The 17,939-nt window shown below is 65.9% G+C and carries 17 protein-coding genes; 7 read left to right on the plus strand and 10 right to left on the minus strand.

Going from position 1 to position 17,939, the window contains the following annotated elements:
* Positions 1–37: 37 nt before the first annotated feature.
* Entirely contained in the window at positions 38–595 is a 558-nt protein-coding gene (locus tag AC1DQR_RS21020; protein ID WP_416051145.1) for a hypothetical protein, read from the minus strand.
* A 106-nt stretch (positions 596–701) separates the two neighbouring features.
* Complete coding sequence (locus AC1DQR_RS21025; RefSeq protein WP_174423471.1) at positions 702–1,598, minus strand: LysR family transcriptional regulator; 897 nt, start codon at positions 1,596–1,598, stop codon at positions 702–704.
* A gap of 116 nt (positions 1,599–1,714) precedes the next feature.
* Between AC1DQR_RS21025 and AC1DQR_RS21030 the strand changes: the two genes are divergently transcribed.
* The 5 genes from AC1DQR_RS21030 (at position 1,715) to AC1DQR_RS21050 (ending at position 5,404) form a co-directional block, all read left to right on the plus strand.
* The gene (locus AC1DQR_RS21030; protein ID WP_043352961.1) at positions 1,715–2,836 is read left to right on the plus strand and encodes a muconate/chloromuconate family cycloisomerase; all 1,122 of its coding nucleotides are present in this window, start codon (positions 1,715–1,717) and stop codon (positions 2,834–2,836) included.
* Between the two features lie 37 nt (positions 2,837–2,873).
* Complete coding sequence (gene catC / locus AC1DQR_RS21035; RefSeq protein WP_416051144.1) at positions 2,874–3,152, plus strand: muconolactone Delta-isomerase; 279 nt, start codon at positions 2,874–2,876, stop codon at positions 3,150–3,152.
* Positions 3,153–3,249: 97 nt separating this feature from the next.
* Complete coding sequence (locus AC1DQR_RS21040; protein WP_477133729.1) at positions 3,250–4,236, plus strand: tripartite tricarboxylate transporter substrate binding protein; 987 nt, start codon at positions 3,250–3,252, stop codon at positions 4,234–4,236.
* A gap of 7 nt (positions 4,237–4,243) precedes the next feature.
* Complete coding sequence (gene pcaD, locus AC1DQR_RS21045) at positions 4,244–5,032, plus strand: 3-oxoadipate enol-lactonase (RefSeq protein ID WP_416051142.1); 789 nt, start codon at positions 4,244–4,246, stop codon at positions 5,030–5,032.
* 165 nt (positions 5,033–5,197) lie between these two features.
* On the plus strand, positions 5,198–5,404 hold the full coding sequence (locus tag AC1DQR_RS21050; RefSeq protein WP_416051141.1) for a FitA-like ribbon-helix-helix domain-containing protein: 207 nt from the start codon (positions 5,198–5,200) through the stop codon (positions 5,402–5,404).
* A gap of 79 nt (positions 5,405–5,483) precedes the next feature.
* Here the strand turns inward: AC1DQR_RS21050 and AC1DQR_RS21055 are convergent, their stop codons facing one another.
* Together AC1DQR_RS21055 and AC1DQR_RS21060 are read right to left on the minus strand one after the other, a co-directional pair.
* Positions 5,484–6,320, minus strand: a complete 837-nt coding sequence (locus AC1DQR_RS21055; RefSeq protein WP_416051140.1) for a DUF3047 domain-containing protein — start codon at positions 6,318–6,320, stop codon at positions 5,484–5,486.
* Positions 6,321–6,443: 123 nt separating this feature from the next.
* Entirely contained in the window at positions 6,444–7,187 is a 744-nt protein-coding gene (locus tag AC1DQR_RS21060; RefSeq protein ID WP_477133730.1) for an SDR family oxidoreductase, read from the minus strand.
* A gap of 157 nt (positions 7,188–7,344) precedes the next feature.
* Between AC1DQR_RS21060 and AC1DQR_RS21065 the strand changes: the two genes are divergently transcribed.
* Entirely contained in the window at positions 7,345–8,268 is a 924-nt protein-coding gene (locus AC1DQR_RS21065; RefSeq protein ID WP_416051136.1) for a LysR family transcriptional regulator, read from the plus strand.
* A 14-nt stretch (positions 8,269–8,282) separates the two neighbouring features.
* Here AC1DQR_RS21065 and AC1DQR_RS21070 read toward each other — a convergent pair whose 3' ends face one another.
* The 6 genes from AC1DQR_RS21070 to AC1DQR_RS21095 all read right to left on the minus strand — a co-directional run bounded on the left by AC1DQR_RS21070 (position 8,283) and on the right by AC1DQR_RS21095 (position 16,199).
* Positions 8,283–8,465 (minus strand): hypothetical protein, encoded by a 183-nt coding sequence (locus tag AC1DQR_RS21070; RefSeq protein ID WP_174423480.1) that lies wholly within the window; start codon positions 8,463–8,465, stop codon positions 8,283–8,285.
* Between the two features lie 85 nt (positions 8,466–8,550).
* A complete protein-coding gene (locus AC1DQR_RS21075) occupies positions 8,551–11,646 on the minus strand; it encodes an efflux RND transporter permease subunit (RefSeq protein WP_416051135.1) in 3,096 nt (1,031 codons plus the stop codon).
* A gap of 1 nt (position 11,647) precedes the next feature.
* Positions 11,648–12,829 carry an efflux RND transporter periplasmic adaptor subunit gene (locus AC1DQR_RS21080; protein ID WP_416051134.1) on the minus strand — a complete coding sequence of 394 codons (1,182 nt, stop codon included), beginning with the start codon at positions 12,827–12,829 and terminating at the stop codon, positions 11,648–11,650.
* A gap of 21 nt (positions 12,830–12,850) precedes the next feature.
* Entirely contained in the window at positions 12,851–14,101 is a 1,251-nt protein-coding gene (locus tag AC1DQR_RS21085) for a TolC family protein (RefSeq protein WP_416051133.1), read from the minus strand.
* Between the two features lie 625 nt (positions 14,102–14,726).
* Positions 14,727–15,419: a DUF746 domain-containing protein gene (locus AC1DQR_RS21090; protein WP_416051132.1), complete on the minus strand. Its 693-nt coding sequence runs from the start codon at positions 15,417–15,419 to the stop codon at positions 14,727–14,729.
* A 174-nt stretch (positions 15,420–15,593) separates the two neighbouring features.
* A complete protein-coding gene (locus tag AC1DQR_RS21095; protein WP_150984423.1) occupies positions 15,594–16,199 on the minus strand; it encodes a response regulator transcription factor in 606 nt (201 codons plus the stop codon).
* An 80-nt stretch (positions 16,200–16,279) separates the two neighbouring features.
* Between AC1DQR_RS21095 and AC1DQR_RS21100 the strand changes: the two genes are divergently transcribed.
* The gene (locus AC1DQR_RS21100; RefSeq protein ID WP_416051131.1) at positions 16,280–17,917 is read left to right on the plus strand and encodes a sensor histidine kinase; all 1,638 of its coding nucleotides are present in this window, start codon (positions 16,280–16,282) and stop codon (positions 17,915–17,917) included.
* The last annotated feature ends 22 nt before the right edge of the window (positions 17,918–17,939 follow it).

Genomic DNA, 17,939 nt, shown 5'->3' on the forward strand with positions numbered 1-17,939 from the left:
GCTGTCCGCGTTCTTGTCCCGTCCGGGCTTGCCCGGCTTATTCCAGCCCGGCCAGGCCCAGTTGGAAGCGTTGGCTCAACCGCTCGCCGCTGGCTAGCAAAACGGTCACTTCCACCCCCGATGCCATCGTCTGGCAGGCCGCGCGGCTGGTGCCGGAGACCGACACGCTGGCACCCTGCGGGCAAACGCACACGGCATGCCCCTGGCCCTCGGTATCGACCGTGACCGCGCCGTAGCCGGCCCGCATCGACAGGCCGGAAGCCTGGCGCCAGGTCCATGCGGACGGGGGCACAGAGGCGGTAATGTCGGTGCCGTCGCCCCGCAGCACCGCGGCGGTGGCGGTGACCCGGGGCACACCGGGCGTCAGCGGCGTGTCGGCGTAGGTGAGTTGCAGGCGCAAGGCGCAGTCCGGCGCCAGGGCGGAGGTGGCGTTGCGCGCCGTGGGCGGTTGGAGCAAGGTGAGTGCTACCTCACCTTGCTCGCCGCGCCAGACCATGCGCAGCGTGTCCCCGCACGCTTTTAGCAGCGCAATGAGCAGGCCGCCTGGCCGTGGCGCGGCGTGGCCCGATAGTGACCCTGAGTGCATCGATGGCACGATTTCCCCGTATCCTTTTTATAAGGGCACTCTACAAACCGAGCGGCCTTCGCGCATCACCCATTCATGGGATGCCGCCGGGTTTTCTCATGGCCGGTGCGGGATTTCAGGCCGATGGCGGTGTCCCGGCCAGTTCGCCGACGCGCCTGACCACCTCGGCCAGTAGCGCCGAGCTGTCGTCGCTGCGATAGCTCATCATCACTGGCGAGGTAAAGCCGGGTGCGTCAATCGGCACGTAGGCCACGTCGTCGCGGTGCAGGCGCTGCACCGATGCCGGCACCAGGCAGATCCCAAGCCCCGCCGCCACGAGGCCGATGGCGGTCTGCAGCTCGTTGGCCTCCTGCGCCACGCGCAACTGCAGGCCCTGCGTGCGGAACAGCGCCAGCACGTGGTCGGCGTAGCTGGGGCGGGGCCGCGCCGGGTAGAGCACGAAGGGGTGGGCCGCCAGCTGCGCCGGCGTCATGGGCGGGCCCTTAAGCGCCGGATGGCCGCTGGGCACGGCGGCCACCAGCGTTTCGGCCATGACCACCGTGCGGGTGATGGCGGGGTCGTCCAGCACGATGCGGCCGAAGCCGATATCGATGCGCCCGGCTTTCAGCGCTTCCATCTGCTGTACGGTGGTCAGCTCCGACAAGCCCACCTCCAGCGCCGCATCGGAGCCCCGCACCAGCCGGATCAGTTCCGGCAGGAAGCCATAGAGCACCGATGGCACGAAGCCGATGCCGAACCAGCGCTTTTCGTTGCGGCCGATGCGCCGCGTGCCTTCCACGATCTCGTCGATGCGCTGGTTGAGCTGCAGCGATTGCTCCAGCAGGAAGCGGCCGGCCTCGGTCAGCCGCACCGCGCGCGAGGAACGGTCCAGCAGCACGGTGCCGATTTCGTCCTCCAGCTGGCGGATCTGGCGCGACAGCGGCGGCTGGGCGATATGCAGGCGCTCAGCCGCGCGGGTGAAGTTGAGTTCGGCCGCAACGGCCTGGAAATAACGCAGGTGACGTAGCTCCATGACCCCGTCCTTTCATACTTTAAAGGTATTGATCGGGACATACTCGGTCTTGGACACCCTGGATGTCAAGCCACATACTGCTTCTCAACGTATTCCATACTTGGCAGACACCCAGCATGAAAGCAACCGTCACCTCCGTCGAAGCCATCCTGGTCGACCTGCCCACCATCCGGGCGCACCAGCTTGCCATGACCACCATGCAACGCCAGACCCTGGTGATCGTGCGGCTGCGTTGCAGCGACGGCATCGAGGGGATTGGCGAAGCCACCACCATCGGCGGCCTGAGCTACGGCGACGAAAGCCCCGAGGGCATCAAGCTGACCATCGATACCTACCTGGCGCCTGCATTGGCCGGCATCGACGCGTGCAATATCCACGCGGCCATGCAGCGCCTGGCTTCGGTGGCGCGGGGAAATCGCTTCGCCAAGTCGGCGCTGGAGTCCGCGCTGCTCGATGCGCAGGGCAAGCGCCTGGGCCTGCCCCTGTCCGAGTTGCTGGGCGGCGCGGTGCGGCCGAACCTGGCCTGCCTGTGGACGCTCGCCAGCGGAGACACCGGCCGCGATATCGAAGAAGCCGAAACCCTGCTGGCCGAGCGCCGCCACAACACCTTCAAGCTCAAGATCGGCCGTCGCAGCGTGCGCGATGACGTGGCCCACGTGTCCGCCATCAAGCGCGCGCTGGGCGACCGTGCCCGCGTGACCGTGGACGTCAACCAGGCCTGGAACGAAGCCGATGCCGCCACCGGCATCGCCATGCTGGAAGCCGCCGGCATCGATCTCGTCGAGCAGCCCGTGCCGCGCGAGCAGCGTGGCGCGCTGGCCCGGCTGGCGGCGCGCTTCGTGGTGCCGGTGATGGCCGATGAGGCCGTGTGCGGTCCCGAGGATGCGATGGAACTGGCGCGCATTGCGGGCGCGGACGTGTTTGCGCTGAAGATCTCCAAGTCCGGCGGCATCTTCGAGATGCTGCGCACAGCGGCGGTAGGCGACGCGGCCGGCATCGCGCTGTACGGCGGCACCATGCTGGAAGGCAGCGTGGGCACCATCGCCGCTGCCCACGGCTTTGCCACGCTGCCGCGGCTGGCCTGGGGCACCGAGCTGTTCGGCCCGCTGCTTCTCAAGGATGATGTGGTGACGGCGCGCCCCGAGTACCGTGACTTTGCCTTGCACCTGCCGGTTGGCCCGGGGCTTGGCCTGACGCTGGACGAAGACAAGCTGGCCCATTACCGCCGCGCCGCCTGAGGCGCTGCCCAAGCAAACATAGACCGAGGATTCAAGCATGTTGTTTCTGGTGAGAATGGACGTAAAGATGCCCGCGGACATGCCGGCCGCGCTGGCCGACGAGATCAAGGCGCGCGAGAAGGCGTACTCGCAGGACCTGCAGCGCCAGGGCAAGTGGCCGCATCTGTGGCGCGTGGTGGGCGAGTACGCCAACTACAGCGTGTTCGATGCCGAGTCCAACGACGAACTGCACACCATGCTCTCCAGCCTGCCGCTGTTCCCGTACATGGAAATCCATGTCACGCCGCTGGCCAAGCACCCGTCGTCGATCAAGTAAGCCGCCGGCTCGCCGTTACCCCGAAATACCGCCGCGGCCCCCGATGGCCGCGTTCCAACACCAACAGCAACTCCGAATCCATTTGGAGGAGACTCTGATGCGCTTGCCATTCCTGCGCGCGTGGGCCGCCTGCGCCTGTGCGCTGGCCACCCTGGCCGTGCTGCCGTCCGCCGCCCACGCCGACACCTATCCCGATCACCCGATCCGCTGGGTCGTGCCATTCCCCGCGGGCGGCGCGATGGACAATATCGCCCGCACGCTGGGCGAGGAAATGTCGAGGAGCCTGGGCCAGTCCATCGTGGTGGAAAACCGCCCCGGCGCCGGCGGCAATATCGGCGCCGAGATGGTGGCGCGCTCGCCCGCGGACGGCTACACGCTGATCATCGTCGCCAACGGCATGGCGGTGAACCCCGCGCTGTACGGCCGCCTCAGCTACGACCCGGTCAAGGATTTCGCGCCGGTCTCGCTCCTGGCGGTGGTGCCTAACGTGCTGGTCACCAGCAAGGCCAAGAAGCTGCCCGCCACGGTGCCCGACCTGATCGCCGCGGCGCGCGCCACGCCGGACAAGTACACCTATGCCTCCGCCGGCAACGGCACCTCGATTCACCTGGCCGGCGAACTGTTCACCTCGCTCACCGGTGTCAAGATGCTCCACGTGCCCTACAAGGGCAGCGGCCCGGCCATGACGGACCTGCTGGGCGGCCAGGTCGACTATATGTTCGACAGCATCACCTCGGCCAAGCCGCATATCGACTCCGGCAAGCTCACGGCCATCGCGGTGACCACCGCCAAGCGCTCGTCGACGCTGCCGAACGTGCCGACCCTGGCCGAAGCCGGCGTCAAGGGCTATGACCTGTCGCCATGGTTTGCCGCCTTCGTCCCGGCCAAGACGCCGCCCGCCGTGGTCGCACGCCTGAACCAGGCCATGGTGGACGCGCTGGCCAAGCCGTCGGTGCGTACCCGCTTGGCCGCCATCGGCGCCGAGCCGATCGGCAGCACGCCCGCGCAGCTGGGCAAGCACCTCGCTGCCGAAACCGATAAATGGGGCAAGCTGATCCGCGAACGCGGCATCCGCGCGGACTGAGAACGCCATGGCCACTGCATTGCATCAAGGCATCGCGCTGCATTACGAGATCGAGGGGGCACCCCACGCGCCCGTGCTGGTCATGTCCAACTCGCTGGGCACCGACATGCAGATGTGGGCGCCGCAGATGGATAGCCTGGTGTCGCGCTTTCGCGTGCTGCGCTACGACACGCGCGGCCACGGCGGCTCCGGCCTGCCGTCCCCGGCTGCGGCGCCGTTCGGGTTTGCCGAACTCGGCCAGGACGTGCTGGCCATCATGGATCACGCCGGCATCCAGCGCGCGCATTTTTGCGGGCTGTCGATGGGCGGCATGACCGGCATGTGGCTGGCGGCCAATCACCCCGAGCGTTTCGACCGCTTCGTGCTGGCCAATACCGCCGCCCTCATCGGCCCGGCCAGCGGCTGGGACACGCGCATCCAGACGGTGCGCAGCCAGGGCATGGCCGCCATCGTCGATGCGGTGCTGGCGCGCTGGTTCAGCGCCGCCTGGCTGGCTGGCAACGCCGCGCGCATCGCGCCGGTGCGCCAGATGCTGCTGGACGCATCGCCCGAAGGCTACACGGCCAACTGCGCCGCCGTGCGCGACGCCGACCTGCGCGCGCAGCTGCCGCGCATCTCCTGCCCGGTGCTGGTGATTGCCGGCACGCACGACCTGGCCACGACGCCGGCGCAAGGCCGCGAAGTGGCGCAAGGGATTGCCGGGGCGCGCTACGTGGAGCTGGACGGGGCCCACTTGTCGAACTGGGAGCAGCCGGAGGGGTTTGCGCAGGCGGTTTGCGGGTTTTTGGCAGGCTGAGGCCTGCCGGACGCCGTTCACGCAGTCGCGTGTCGATTGCAACGTCGATATCATGACAGCCGGGTCTAGGGCTGGCCACTCAACTATCTCCTCCCGCTACCCTGGCAGGATGTGTGCTGGGCAAGATCGGCTATGGTTTTGCCAACGCATCAGGGGGATATGAGCATGGCCGAACTTGTGGTTCGCGGTGTTGACGAATTGCTGGTGCGCAAACTGCGCGAGCGGGCTGCTGCAAATGGGCGAAGCGAAGAGGCGGAACACCGCGAGATTCTCATTCAGGCGCTGAGACAAACGACGCGAAGTAGTTTGGCCGAAGTACTTGCGAGCACGCCGGGCGTTGGTGAGGATGCCGATTTCGCGCGCTGCACTTGAGCCGACTTGCTGAAGACATTATGGCGAAGTGACGTCGGCGAGGGCCAAGGTGGACCTGACGCGGTGGCCTTCGCTTTCACTACTTCGCCGCCCCGAACCGGATATCCCCATACCAGGCCCGCGCGTTCCCGCCCGTGTTGTCGGTATCGGTGAGCAGGCCGTAGGCGGTCAGCTTGCCGGGCTTTTCCTTGAAGGCATGCTCGAAGTCCTGCTCCACGTTGCGGCTCAGCGTGAGCCACTTGCCGGCGGCGTCGGGCCCGCCTGACACCACGATCATCTTGACCCGCGAGGTGTGGGGGTTGTCGATGACCGTGCCGACCGGCGCGGTGTCGGACCAGATGTACATCAGCGTGGCATAGGGCAGTTCCTCGCCCGCCAGCGTCTTGGCCAGCTTGATGGCGGTGCGCTCGCCCAGCGATAGCTTGTCCGTATCTCCATCGAACATGAACACCAGGCGCGCCGGCGCGTCTTCCTTGGCGGCGACGCTGTTGTCGGCTGCATCGATCGGGTGTTCCACCTTCCAGCGCCAGCTGACCTGCGGGGTGGCCTCCAGGTCCAGGTTGTTGCCTTTGTGCATCAGCGCGGAGGCGGAGGCGGCCGCGTCGGCTTCCAGCACCGTGGCGTGGTCCTGCGCCACCAGGCTGTAGTGGGTCGACGCCTTGCCGTGCGCCACCGGCAGGTTCTTCCACCCGGGCGGCAACGGGCCGCCGGGCGTGCCGGCGGAGAAGGCGGCGCCGGGGGCGGCCGCCGGCGCCGATGCTGCCGATGCCTGCGCTTGGGCCGGCGCAGCGTGCGCGAGCAGCAGGCCGCAGGCTAGCAGGGTGGCCAGCACGTGAGCGCGAGGCGCCACCGAGCGGGTGGAATGCGTCAAAGCCAGATGGGGGGTCATGATCGATTGCCCGATGGTCGCCGTCATTGTTTTTATTGTCTCCATTGTAGGCAGCGGCCCGGGCCTTTGTGCGTGCGCCGGCCGGCGCATTGCCGAAGATCTTGGCGTAGTAGCGGTAGCCCGCGTCCAGATGCCGTGCCGCGCAAGCGCTCAGGCCACGCCGCCGTTGGCGCGCAGGATCTGGCCGTTGACCCAGCCGGCATCGGCGCCGGCGAGGAAGGCGACGACGCACGCGATGTCTTCCGGCTGGCCCAGGCGTTGCAGCGGGGGCATCTTGGCGAAGGCCTGGATCTGTTCTTCGGTCTTGCCGTCGAGGAACAGCGAGGTAGCGATCGGGCCGGGGGCCACCGCATTGACCGTGATGTTGCGGCCGCGCAGTTCCTTGGCGAACACGTGCGTGAACGCCTCCACCGCTGCCTTGGTGGCGTTGTAGACGGCATAGCCGGGCATGTTCAGCGCCAGCGTGGTGCTGGAGACATTGACGATGCGCCCGCCGTCGGCAAGCCGCGCGGCGGCTTCGCGCAGGGTGTTGAAGGTGCCGCGCACGTTGATGTTGAAGATCTGGTCATAGAGCGCGTCGCTGGTGTCGGCCAGCGGCACCGTCTTGAGTACGCCAGCGTTGTTGACCAGCACGTTCACCTTGCCCAGTTGCTGCTCGGTGATCTCGAACAGGCGGCGCACATCGTCGGCCTTGGACACATCGGCCTGTACCGCGATGGCCGACGCGCCAGCGGCCTTCAACTCGGCCACGAGGGTATCGGCCTGGGCCGCGCCGGCCGCGTAGTTGATGGCGACGGCGAAACCGTCCTGCGCCAGGCGCCTGGCAATGGCGGCACCGATGCCGCGGGATGCGCCCGTGACGATGGCGACTTGGGTGGGGGTGGTGGTGTTCATGATTCGTTTCCTTTCAGGTGGTGGGTTGGTGAAACGGATCATGGACCATTCCTGTGCAAAGATAATTAGTGGTATTTTGATATCATTGCTCCGTTTACATTAACAATAGGGCGCCCCAGGGTCTTTCATTGCCCACGCAGGCCCCGTTCAGCTACGCATGGACCGATTCCAGGAAATGCAGGCCTTCGTGCGCATCGCCGAGCGCCAGAGCTTTACCCAGGCCTCCGAGGATCTCCAGATCCCGCGCGCCACCATCACCAACCTGATCAAGCGCATGGAACAGCGGCTCGGGGCCCGGCTGCTGGAGCGCACCACCCGCACGGTGCGCCTGACGCACGACGGCGAAGCGCACTACCGGCGCTGCGTGCGCCTGATAGCCGACCTGGAAGAAGCGGAGGGGTCATTCCGGGATACCGCGCCCAAGGGCCTGCTGCGCGTGAACCTGCAGGGGACGCTGGCCCGGCATTTCGTGGTGCCGGCGCTGCCGGATTTCCTGGCGCTCTATCCCGAGCTGGAAATCCATATCGGCGAGGACGACCGGCTGGTCGACCTGGTGCGCGAGGGAATCGATTGCGTGCTGCGCGCGGGCAACCTGCAGGATTCGTCGATGGTGGGGCGCCGGGTTGCGCTGCTGGAGCAGGTGACCGTGGCCAGCCCCGCCTACCTGGCCCGCCATGGCGAACCGGCGGATCTTGATGCATTGACGGCGCACCGCGCGGTCCACTACATCTCCAGCAGCACCGGCAAGCCGGTGCCGCTGGAATTCACGGTAGCTGGCCGCGTGACGGCCGTGCAACTGGCGGCTGCCATTTCGGTCACCGGCGCCGATCTCTATACCGGCGCAGCGGTGGCCGGGCTGGGGCTGGTCCAGGTGCCGCGCTATCGGGTGGCGGGAGAGTTGCGGGAGGGCCGCTTGCAGGTCGTGCTGGCGGACCTGCCGCCGCCGCCGATGCCGGTGTCGGTGCTGTATTCGCAGAACCGCCAGCTATCAATGCGGGTGCGTGTGTTTGTGCAGTGGTTGCGCGATGTGTTCGAGGCAGGCGCCGATGGGAACCAAGGCTTGATGCCTATCGGCGCCTGAGGCGCGCCGGCCGGTTATTTCCGCACGTTGGACGGCAGCACCGAGTTCCGGCTGGACTGCTTGGCGGATTGCCCTGACTGCGCCGACTGCCCCTTGCCGCTGGCCGACGACTTCGGCGACGCGGCGCCGGCAACCCCGACGCCGGCGCAAAGCAGGATGGCGAGCAGTGCCGCCGGTGCATTTTTTCGCATGCTCATGATGGACTCCCGTTGCGTGGCCGGTCCGCCCCGGGCGTGCCGGCCACTGGTTGGTTCAGGTTCAGATTCCGTTTCAGATTCCGGCTCAAATACCTTCTGCCGGCGTCAGCGAGGCCGCGTCCGGGCCGCCCTTGCGCCCGCGATGGCGGTTGACCCAGGAGAACACCACCGGCAGCACCAGCAGCGTCAGCAGCGTGGTGGTCACCATGCCGCCCACGATCACCAGCGCCAGCGGCCGTTGCGCCTCCGAGCCGATGCCGTGCGACAGCGCCGCCGGCAACAGCCCCAGGCCCGCCAGCATGGCCGTCATCACCACCGGGCGCAGGCGCAGCGCCGCGCCCTCGACCACGGCTTCATGCAAGTCTTCGGACTGCGCCAGGCGGTTGACGTAGGAGATCAGGATCACCCCGTCCTGGATCGCGATGCCGAACAGCGACAAGAAGCCGATGCCCGCCGAGATCGATAAGGTCTCTCCCGCGATATGCAGCGCCAGCAAGCCACCGATGGCCGCGAACGGCACGTTCAGCACCACCATCAGCGCATCCTTGAAGTTGCCGAAGGTGCTGTACAGCAGCAGGAAGATCACCAGGATGGTCAGCGGCACGATCACCGCCAGCTTCTTCTGCGCGATCTTCATCTGGTTGAACTGGCCATCCCAGAAGATGCTGTAGCCTGCCGGCAGCGTCACCGCCTTGCCTACCTTGTCCTGCGCCTCGGCCACCGCGCTGCCAAGATCCCGTCCGCGCACGCCGAACTTGATGGCGATATAGCGCTTGCCGGTCTCGCGATAGACGAAGAACGGCCCATCGGTCGCCTCCACCTTGGCCACCATCGACAGCGGAATGCGCTGGCCATCCGGCGTATCCACCAGCAAGCGGTTGATGACATCCGGGTTGTTGCGCGCCTGGTCGTTGAGCCGCACCGACAGCCCGAAGGTCTTCTCGCCTTCCAGGATGTTGGTGACCGCGTCGCCGCCAATCGCAAACTGCACGGCGGACTGGATGTCGCTCACATTCATGCCGAAGCGCGCGCTCTTTTCGCGGTCCACCGTGATGTTCAGGGTGGGCTGGCCGAGTTCCTTGAAGATGCCAACGTCAGCCAGGCCCGGCACCTTCTTCAGGATGGACTCGACCTCCTTGGCCTTGTCCTGCAGCGTCACCAGGTCGGAGCCGTAGATCTTCACCGAGTTCTCGCCCTTGACCCCGGACAGCGCCTCGTTGACGTTGTCCTGGATGTACTGCGAGAAGTTGTACTCGATGCCCGGGATACGATCCAGGTGCTTGGACAGACGTTCCACCACCTGCTGCTTGGTCGCACCCTTGGGCCAGTCGGCCGGGGGCTTGAAGTACAGCGCGTACTCCTGGTTGAACACGCCGGTGGAGTCGGTGCCGTCGTCAGGGCGGCCAATCTGCACCGACACGGTTTTCACCTCGGGCTGCTGGCGGAAGAAGCCGCGCAGGTCGCGTGCGACGGAAGCCGAGTAGTCGAGATCCACGGTGTTGGGCAGCGTGATGCGCAGCCACAGGTTGTTCTCCTCCAGCGTGGGCAGGAACTCGGTGCCGAGGTAGCGCGAGCTGTATAGCGTGCCGGCCAGGCCGATGAACGCGGCCAGGAACACCAGGCCGGGCTTCTTCAGCAGCTTGCGCAGCAGCGGCTTGTAGGCGCGCAGGATCACCGCGATGAATTTCGGCGAGTGCGGCCGCAGCGAGCCGCGGAACACAAAGGACGTCACCGCCGGCACGAAGGTCAGCGCCAGCACGATCGAGGCCAGCAGCGCGAAGCCCATGGTGAAGGCCATCGGCTTGAAGATGATGCCTTCTACCCCGCCCATGAAGAACAGCGGCGAGTAGGCCACGATGATGATGCCGGTGGAGAAGATCATGGCGCGCTGGACCTCGCTGGTGGCCTTGACGATGCCATCCTCCACGTTGGTCTCGCCCTCCTCCAGGTGGCGCATGATGTTCTCCATCACGATCACCGCCGCATCCACGATCAGCCCGAAGTCGATCGCCCCTAGCGAGATCAGGTTGGCCGGCACCTTGAAGTGGGCCATGTTGATGAACGACACGCACAGCGCCAGCGGGATCACCGCCGCCACCACCGCCGCGGCGCGGAAGCTGCCGAGGAAGATGAACAGCACGATCAGCACCAGCGAGATGCCGACGAACAGCGCATGCTCGACGGTACCCATGGTGATGTCGAGCAGGTTCTGGCGGTCATAGAACGTCTTGACCTGGATACCCTTGGGCAGCACGTTCTGGTTGATGTCGGCGATCTTGTCGCGCACCCGCGCCAGCACCTCGGTGGCGTTCTCGTCGCGCTTCATCAGCACGATGCCTTCGACGATATCGTCGTGCTGGTCGAACTGCACCATGCCCAGGCGCGGCGTGTTGCCCACCCGCACCTCGGCGATATCGCGCACCCGCACCGGCACGCCGTTGGACACCGACACGGTGACGTTGCGGATGTCGTCGAGCGTTTGCAGCAGGCCCACGCCGCGTACCACGAACTGCTGCTCGCCGGCCTTCATCAGGCCGCCGCCGGTGTTGGCGTTGGCATTCGACACCGCATCCACCACCTGCTTGAGCGAGAGCCCATAGGCCTGCAGCTTCTCGGGCGTCGGCACGATCTGGTATTGCTTGACCTTGCCGCCAAAGGCCGTGATATCGGCCACGCCCGGGACGTGCTTGATCTCCTTGTAGACGTTGTAGTCCTGGTAGGTCTTCAGCGTGGTCACGTCGATGCCGTCGGCGTCGATCCGGTAGCGCAGGATTTCGCCGGTGGCGTCGCCGTCCGGCGACAGGTTGGGCTGCACGCCCGGCGGCAGGTTGGCTTGCGACAGGTAGGTGACAAAGTTCTGGCGGGCCTTGAAGTTATCCACGCCCTCCTTGAACTTGACGGTCACAACAGACAGCCCGAACAGCGAGACCGAGCGGAAGGACTGCACGTCCGGCACGCTGGCCAGCGCGTTCTCCACCGGAATCGTGATCTGCTGCTCGACCTCCACCGTGCTGCGGCCAGGCCACTGCGTAATGGCCTGCACCGTGACCGGCGCCACGCCTGGGTACGCCTGCAGCGGCAGCTGCAGGAAGCTCAGCACGCCGGCCGCCAGCAGGCCAACGGCCAGGAAGACAATCACCAGGCGCCGCTTGAGGATGCTCTTGATTGGCGAGAAGACCATCTCAGGCCTCCTGCTTGAGCAGCATTTCGTTGAGCAGCATGCCGCCCTGCGTCACCACCCGCACCGACGCGCCGGCCGGCACGCCTTCGGTGACCTGGAAGGTACCGTCGCTGCGTGGCGTGCCCTGCACGGTCACGCGCTCGATGTGCTTGTCGTCCGGTTGCGTCATCAGGTAGAGCTTGCCCTGGTCCTTGACGATGGCCGATTGCGGGACCACCAGCGCCTGCGCGCTGCCGGTGACGATGCGCGCGGTGGCGTACATCTCCGGCTTGAGCGTGCCATCCGGGTTGGGCACATCGCAGCGCACTTGCAGGGTGTGCGTATCGGCGTCGACATTGGGCGCGATAAAGCTGACGCGCCCGCGGTAGTGCCGGCCCGGGTAGGCCGGGGTCTCGATCTCGATGACCTGGCCCAGGCGCACGTTCTTGATGTCGTTCTCGTACAGGTTGCCGGTGAACCAGATCGAGCGGGTGTCGATGATGCTCATCAGCGAGTCGCCGACATTGAGGTAGGAGCCGGGGTCCATGTCGCGCTTGACGATGGTGCCGCCGATCGGCGCGCGGATGGTCAGCGTGTCGGAGGCCACGCCGCGCTCGCGGATGCGGGCGATGTCCTCGGTGGTCGCGCCCAGCACGCGCAGCTTGTTCTCGGACGACTGCATGGTCAGGCGGGCATCGTCCACCAGTTCCTTCAGGTCGCTGTTGTTGAGCGTCTTGAAGGCGTTATGCGAGAGCAGGAATTCGTTCTGCGCGGAGATGTACTCGGGCGAGTACAGCTCGGCCAGCGGCTGGCCGGCATGCACCACGGCCCCCTCGAACACCAGGATGCGCTCAACGCGGCCGGCCACGCGGGCCGAGGCCAGCTTGGCCTGCTGCACGTTGTAGGCCAGCTTGCCGGGCGTGGGCGTGTCGACCGTCACCGCTTGCGCGCTGAACACCGCGGACTTGACCGCGTTCGGGTCGAAGCCGCCTTCGGGCAGCGTCAGCAGCGACGGCACGTTGCGCGGTTTCGCCGCCTCGGGCTTGGCGTAGGGCGCGGCCATGCCGGCCTTGCCGGCTTGCTCCGCCTGTTGTGCCTGTTGTGCCTGTTCAGGCTGTTGGGACTGGGCCCAGTACTTCCCGCCCCAGATACCGCCGGCCAGGACCACCACAAAGCCAGCGCCGATCATCAGATTCTTGTTCATAGGTTCAAGGCCTTGCGGCCATCAGAATTTGTCCCGGCCCACCGCGGCGGCGAGCGTGTAGTAAGCCTGGCGCGCCTCGGACTCGGCCTGCGTCACCGCCAGTTCCGCGTTCTTGAGCGCGGAGCTGGCGGTCAGCAGGTCGGTGAAGTCGGCATTGTTGTTGGCGTAGTTGGTGAAGGCCATCTTGTAGGCGGTCATGGCCTCCGGCAGTTGCCGCTGGCGCAGGAACTCGGCCTGGTTCACCGACTGGCGCAGGTTGTTGTGCGCGGTATCCACCGCCAGCAGCGTTTGCTGGCGCACCGACTGTTCATTGGCGTCGGACGCCACCTTGTTGGCCACGGCTTCATCCACGCCGTACTTCTCCTTGGTGAAGAAGAACAGCGGGATGATCACGTCGAACTCGATGCCGTAGCTGGCCGGCTTGAAGCCCAGCGGCGGGTTGTTGCCATTGAAGGTGCCGATGATCTGGAAGTCCGGCAGGTAGGCCTTGCGGGCCAGGCGCACGCCCTTCTCGGCCGCTTCCACCATGAAGCGCGAGGCCCGCACATTGGGATGCTCGCGCAGGGCGAGATCCTCCAGTTCGGGCAGCGGCGTGGGCGGCAGGCGCACCGCGCTGGCATCCGGGCGCAGTTCCAGCGGGAACTCGGGATTCTTGCCGATCAGCGTGTTGATGGTCTTGAGCGCGTTGTCATACTGGCGTTCCAGGCCAAAGGTATCGTTCTGCGCGCTGCTCTGCGCCACCTGGGCATTGAGGTAGTCCACATAGCCCGCCGCGTTGTTGGCGTAGCGGATGCGCGCCACCTGCTTGACCTGTTCCAGCCGTTTGAGATTGAGGCGCAGCACATCGAGCTGCGCCTTCTGTGCCAGCGCCTGGAAGTAGGTCGTGCTCAGTTGCGCGTAGAGCTGCAGGTACAACGCGTCGCGCTGCGCGTCGATCGATTCGGCTTGCGTGTTGGCGATATCGGCGGCCAGCGCCTTCTTGCCCGGGAACGGGATCGACTGCGTGAGCGTGTAGCTGAAGCTCTCGGCGCGCGCCAGCGCCAGCGGGCTGTTCTTGGGCAGGTTGCCCCAGATAAAGCCCACCTGCGGGTTGTTCGGCGCCGCGATCTGCGGCACGGTGGCCTTGGCCGCCATATAGAGCGAGCGGGCCTGGATCAGCTGCGGGTTGCTGGCGCGCAGCTCTTCCGACAGCTCCCACAATGAGAACCCGGGGCCAACGAGGCCCTTTGTCTTTTCTTCGGCACTGAGCGTGGCCGCTGGCGCGGCGCTCACCCCGGCGCCGCGCGGCGCTGCCTGGTCCCACCCGCTGGCTGGCGCTTTGCCGGCAGCAGGCGCTTTCTGCACAGGCGGAACAAGCGGGACCGGATCGGTATCTCCGCTCAGTTGAACACCCCATGCGACCCGAGCCGAAAAGACCAGGATGACGGCTGCTCCAACTTTTCTGTTAGTTGGTTTTTTAATCATAAACACTCCCATCGCTACTTGTAACGGTTATGACAGGACAAGCTTTCAATTGCCCTTCCAGAACATTGCAAATGGCTTTCGGAAATTTAGGGGATTACCCGAATTTGGAATTGAAAATTGGAATACAGCATCGACTATTTCGCAGAGCGATAGCAGAATCGCTATCGAAACCCTTCGGATTGCCATGTCACGCCGCAAGCCGGTTGGCGCGCGCTGTCCCATGAAATGGGGGAAATGCAGGAAGTGGCCGGGACTATCCATTCCGCGGGACGCTCTGTATCCGGCGTGCGAAAGAAATAGGTGGCCGTATTTAAAGGCAATAGGATATCCACATCGAAATCAATATGGATTGATCGATGGTATTGCTGATTAAATCTGTTCTAGGGCCGTGAAAAAATGGATCCTGACTTTCCTTTATCTGGTTTATTCCATGCTAGTGCGCCGTCTGTTCGCATAGCGGGCACACCCGGATCAACAGGGGCGCGTTTTCCATTTCTGCGAGCGCATCGCTATCGTCGGAGGCGACGGTGCACTTGCACTCGCGCGCCGCGCTTGCGGGCTCGCCGCGGGAGTTCGCCGGCAGTACCGCGTAACGAACGCCGAGCTGCACGCGCCGCTCCCAGTCGCCTTGCGGATCCAGCGTCAGCAGCCACAAGCGGGTCTGGATCGACCAATGCCTGACGGTTTCGCTTTTGATCCCCAGGCGGCGTGCCGCTTCGGCGACCGACACTTGCTGGGAGGCCAGGTTGAAGAAGGCTTCCGCCTTGTCCTCCAGCCTGAGCCGCGCCATGGGCGTGCCGGTCAGCCGGCTGAAGCGCTGGCGGCAGCCGGCGCAATGAAAGAGCGGCAGGCTGCCGCCATCGGTACCGTCATAGGTCGACTTGCGGGCCCGGCAACGCGGGCATTGCGGCGGCCGGTGGCTGGTGCTGTGCAGCTTGCGCCATGCTGACAGCAGGAAGGCGGTCAGGTCGGCATCAGCCACGTCCGCCGCCCCGCTCGCACGCACATGGATCAGCGTCGTGGCACGGCGCAGGTCATCCGCATGGAGATGCACGTTCGCGTTCGCGCGGCTGGCGGTGGGATCGACCTCGGCTCGCGTGGGTCGTTGCTGCTGAAATCTGCTCATATCGTCGGCGCGGGTAGATCCGGCCATGACGCCGTGGACCCCGGGGCTGGCGCCCTGGTCGTAAAATCCCGCTGACCCGTGCTCCGGGAGCGATGAAATTGCGCCGATTCTATGTGGATTGGCCGCCGCCGAGTACTGTGATTGATCACAGTAGGCCGGGGGGCAGCTGTGCCGCTAGGGCTTGATGATGCCGGCGGACGCGGCCTTGACGACCGCTTCGATGCGGGTGGCCACGCCGAGCTTCTGGCGGGCGTTGTCAATGTGGAAGTCGACCGTGCGCTTGGACAGGCCCAGGATGGTGGCGATCTCGCCCGAGGTCTTGCCGCGCGCCGACCAAACCAGCGCTTCCACCTCGCGCTCGCTGAGCTGCACGGCCGGCAGGCCCGGCCGCGTGCGCGCAACCCGCGCAAGGCGCGCCTCGACAATGCTGGACAATATGTCGAAATCGACCGGTTTGGTCACGTAGTCGTCGGCCCCGAGCCTGCGCCCCCTGAGCTCCGCCTCGCGCTGCGCCAGCGCCGTGAGGAACACGAAGGGCATGTCGGCAAAGCGCGGCGCCAGCGAGGTGATCTTCTCCAGCAGTTCGAAGCCGGTCATCACTGGCATACTCACGTCGCAAAGGACGAGGTCCGGCGTGTCGCGCAAAATGGCGGCAAAACCTTGCTGGCCGTCGTGTGCGATGCTCACGGCAAAGCCCCGCTCGATCAACTCTTCGGCGATCAGCGCGGCCGTTTCGGCATCGTCCTCGATGCAGAGGATCTTCCGGCGGGCATCGGTCATGGTGGTCCTTGGTGGCGGCGGCGAGCCGCGTTTTGCGGCCCGCCGAGGTACAGCGTAGCGAAATTCAGGATAAAAGTCTTATGAATCACTCGATTCGTCCGGCGCCCGCCAGCCGGCGAGTGCGTCGCGGCCTGGGGCGGCGCCTGGTCGGGCTGCCCGATTCAGTGCCCATGCTCAGGCCGATTCGTGTCCGGCTGTCGCTTGTGTTCGTGCTGTTCCTGCTGCTGGTGGTTGGCGTGGGCCTGTTTGGCATCAACCGGCTCAGCAACTTTCACAGCGTGTCGGCGCAGATCAGCGGCCGCTGGCTGCTGAGCAACCGCATCCTGGGCGACCTCAACAATTATATTTCGGACTACCGCGCGTTCGAGGGCGACGCGCTGATCGCGACGACGCGCGCCGACCTGCGCGCGGCCGAGGGGCAGATCAGCCGGCTGGACGATGTGATCAAGGAAGTCGAGGCCCGCTATGGCAAGATCGAGCACGATCCGGCCGAGCTGGCGCTCTACGAGCAGTTCATGGCGCAGTGGTCGGCTTACCGGCAACTGGTCGATCGCGTGGTCGCGCTGGCCCACCAGAAGGACACGACGCAGGCCGTGGCGCTTTATCGCGGCGAGTCGCGCCGCGCCTTCGAGCAGGCCAACGGCACGCTGGGCGTGCTGACCGAGCGCAACGTGGTTGGCGCCGCGCAGGCAACCGAGCGCGAGGCGGACGCCTACCACGAGGCCCGGCAACTGATTGCCAGCGCCATCCTGGTGTCGGGCTTCCTCGTGATCGCGGCGGTGATCTATCTGGTCAGGGCCGTGTCGAACCCCATCGCGGGGCTGGTCGAGCGCATGCACCGCATCATGGACAACGATCCCCACGTGGAGATCCCCGGCGCCGGGCGCAAGGATGAGATCGGTGAAATCGCCCGCGCCGTGGTGCGGTTTCGCGACAATACGATCGAACTGGAGCGCAGCAAGGCGGCGCTGGCAGCCCAGACCACGATGCTGCTGGATACGCTGGAAAACGAGCGGCGCCTGGCGGTGCTCCAGCGCAATTTCGTCTCGATGGCCTCGCACGAGTTTCGCACGCCACTCAATGTGATCGACGGCCATGCGCAGCGGCTCATGCGCATGAAGGAGGCGCCCACCGCCGAAGTCCTCGGCGAGCGCTGCGGGCGGATCCGGGTCGCCGTGCGGCGCATGACCAACCTGATCGACCACCTGCTCGATTCCTCGCAACTGCTGGACGGCGGGCGCCTTGCCACGCTGCAAGGCGTCGACTTTTCACTGGCCCTGCTGGTGCACGAAGTCTGCGAGATGCACCGCGAGAGCTCCCCCACGGCCGTCATCGAGGAGATCATCGACCCTGGCTTGAATGAGATCTTCCATGGCGACGCCAAGCTGCTGTTCCAGGCCTTCAGCAACCTGGTTGGCAACGCGATCAAGTATTCGCCCGCAGGCACCCCGGTCACCGTGCACGTTTCCGGCGGCGCCGACATGATCCGCGTGTCCGTGTCCGATCGTGGCCTGGGCATCCCGGACAAGGACCGCGAGCATATCTTCGAGCGCTTTGTGCGTGGCGGCAACGTCGCCGGCACGGCAGGCGCGGGCGTTGGCCTGTACCTGGTCAAGCTGGCTGTCGACCTGCACCAGGGCGAGGTCCTGGTCACCAGCAAGGAAGGGCAGGGGTCGAGCTTTGTGGTCCGGCTGCCGCGCGCGGCGGCATCGGGCTGAAGGATTGGGCTGGATTTAAGAC

The sequence above is a fragment of the Cupriavidus sp. 05L411 genome, from assembly GCF_056398045.1.

Excerpts from the sequence above, each read along its gene's own strand:
- AC1DQR_RS21025 (WP_174423471.1), bottom strand. The coding sequence starts at position 1,598 with ATGGAGCTACGTCACCTGCGTTATTTCCAGGCCGTTGCGGCCGAACTC.
- AC1DQR_RS21030 (WP_043352961.1), top strand. The coding sequence starts at position 1,715 with ATGAAAGCAACCGTCACCTCCGTCGAAGCCATCCTGGTCGACCTGCCC.
- catC (WP_416051144.1), top strand. The coding sequence starts at position 2,874 with ATGTTGTTTCTGGTGAGAATGGACGTAAAGATGCCCGCGGACATGCCG.
- AC1DQR_RS21040 (WP_477133729.1), top strand. The coding sequence starts at position 3,250 with ATGCGCTTGCCATTCCTGCGCGCGTGGGCCGCCTGCGCCTGTGCGCTG.
- pcaD (WP_416051142.1), top strand. The coding sequence starts at position 4,244 with ATGGCCACTGCATTGCATCAAGGCATCGCGCTGCATTACGAGATCGAG.
- AC1DQR_RS21050 (WP_416051141.1), top strand. The coding sequence starts at position 5,198 with ATGGCCGAACTTGTGGTTCGCGGTGTTGACGAATTGCTGGTGCGCAAA.
- AC1DQR_RS21055 (WP_416051140.1), bottom strand. The coding sequence starts at position 6,320 with ATGACGGCGACCATCGGGCAATCGATCATGACCCCCCATCTGGCTTTG.
- AC1DQR_RS21060 (WP_477133730.1), bottom strand. The coding sequence starts at position 7,187 with ATGAACACCACCACCCCCACCCAAGTCGCCATCGTCACGGGCGCATCC.
- AC1DQR_RS21065 (WP_416051136.1), top strand. The coding sequence starts at position 7,345 with ATGGACCGATTCCAGGAAATGCAGGCCTTCGTGCGCATCGCCGAGCGC.
- AC1DQR_RS21070 (WP_174423480.1), bottom strand. The coding sequence starts at position 8,465 with ATGAGCATGCGAAAAAATGCACCGGCGGCACTGCTCGCCATCCTGCTT.
- AC1DQR_RS21075 (WP_416051135.1), bottom strand. The coding sequence starts at position 11,646 with ATGGTCTTCTCGCCAATCAAGAGCATCCTCAAGCGGCGCCTGGTGATT.
- AC1DQR_RS21080 (WP_416051134.1), bottom strand. The coding sequence starts at position 12,829 with ATGAACAAGAATCTGATGATCGGCGCTGGCTTTGTGGTGGTCCTGGCC.
- AC1DQR_RS21090 (WP_416051132.1), bottom strand. The coding sequence starts at position 15,419 with ATGAGCAGATTTCAGCAGCAACGACCCACGCGAGCCGAGGTCGATCCC.
- AC1DQR_RS21095 (WP_150984423.1), bottom strand. The coding sequence starts at position 16,199 with ATGACCGATGCCCGCCGGAAGATCCTCTGCATCGAGGACGATGCCGAA.
- AC1DQR_RS21100 (WP_416051131.1), top strand. The coding sequence starts at position 16,280 with ATGAATCACTCGATTCGTCCGGCGCCCGCCAGCCGGCGAGTGCGTCGC.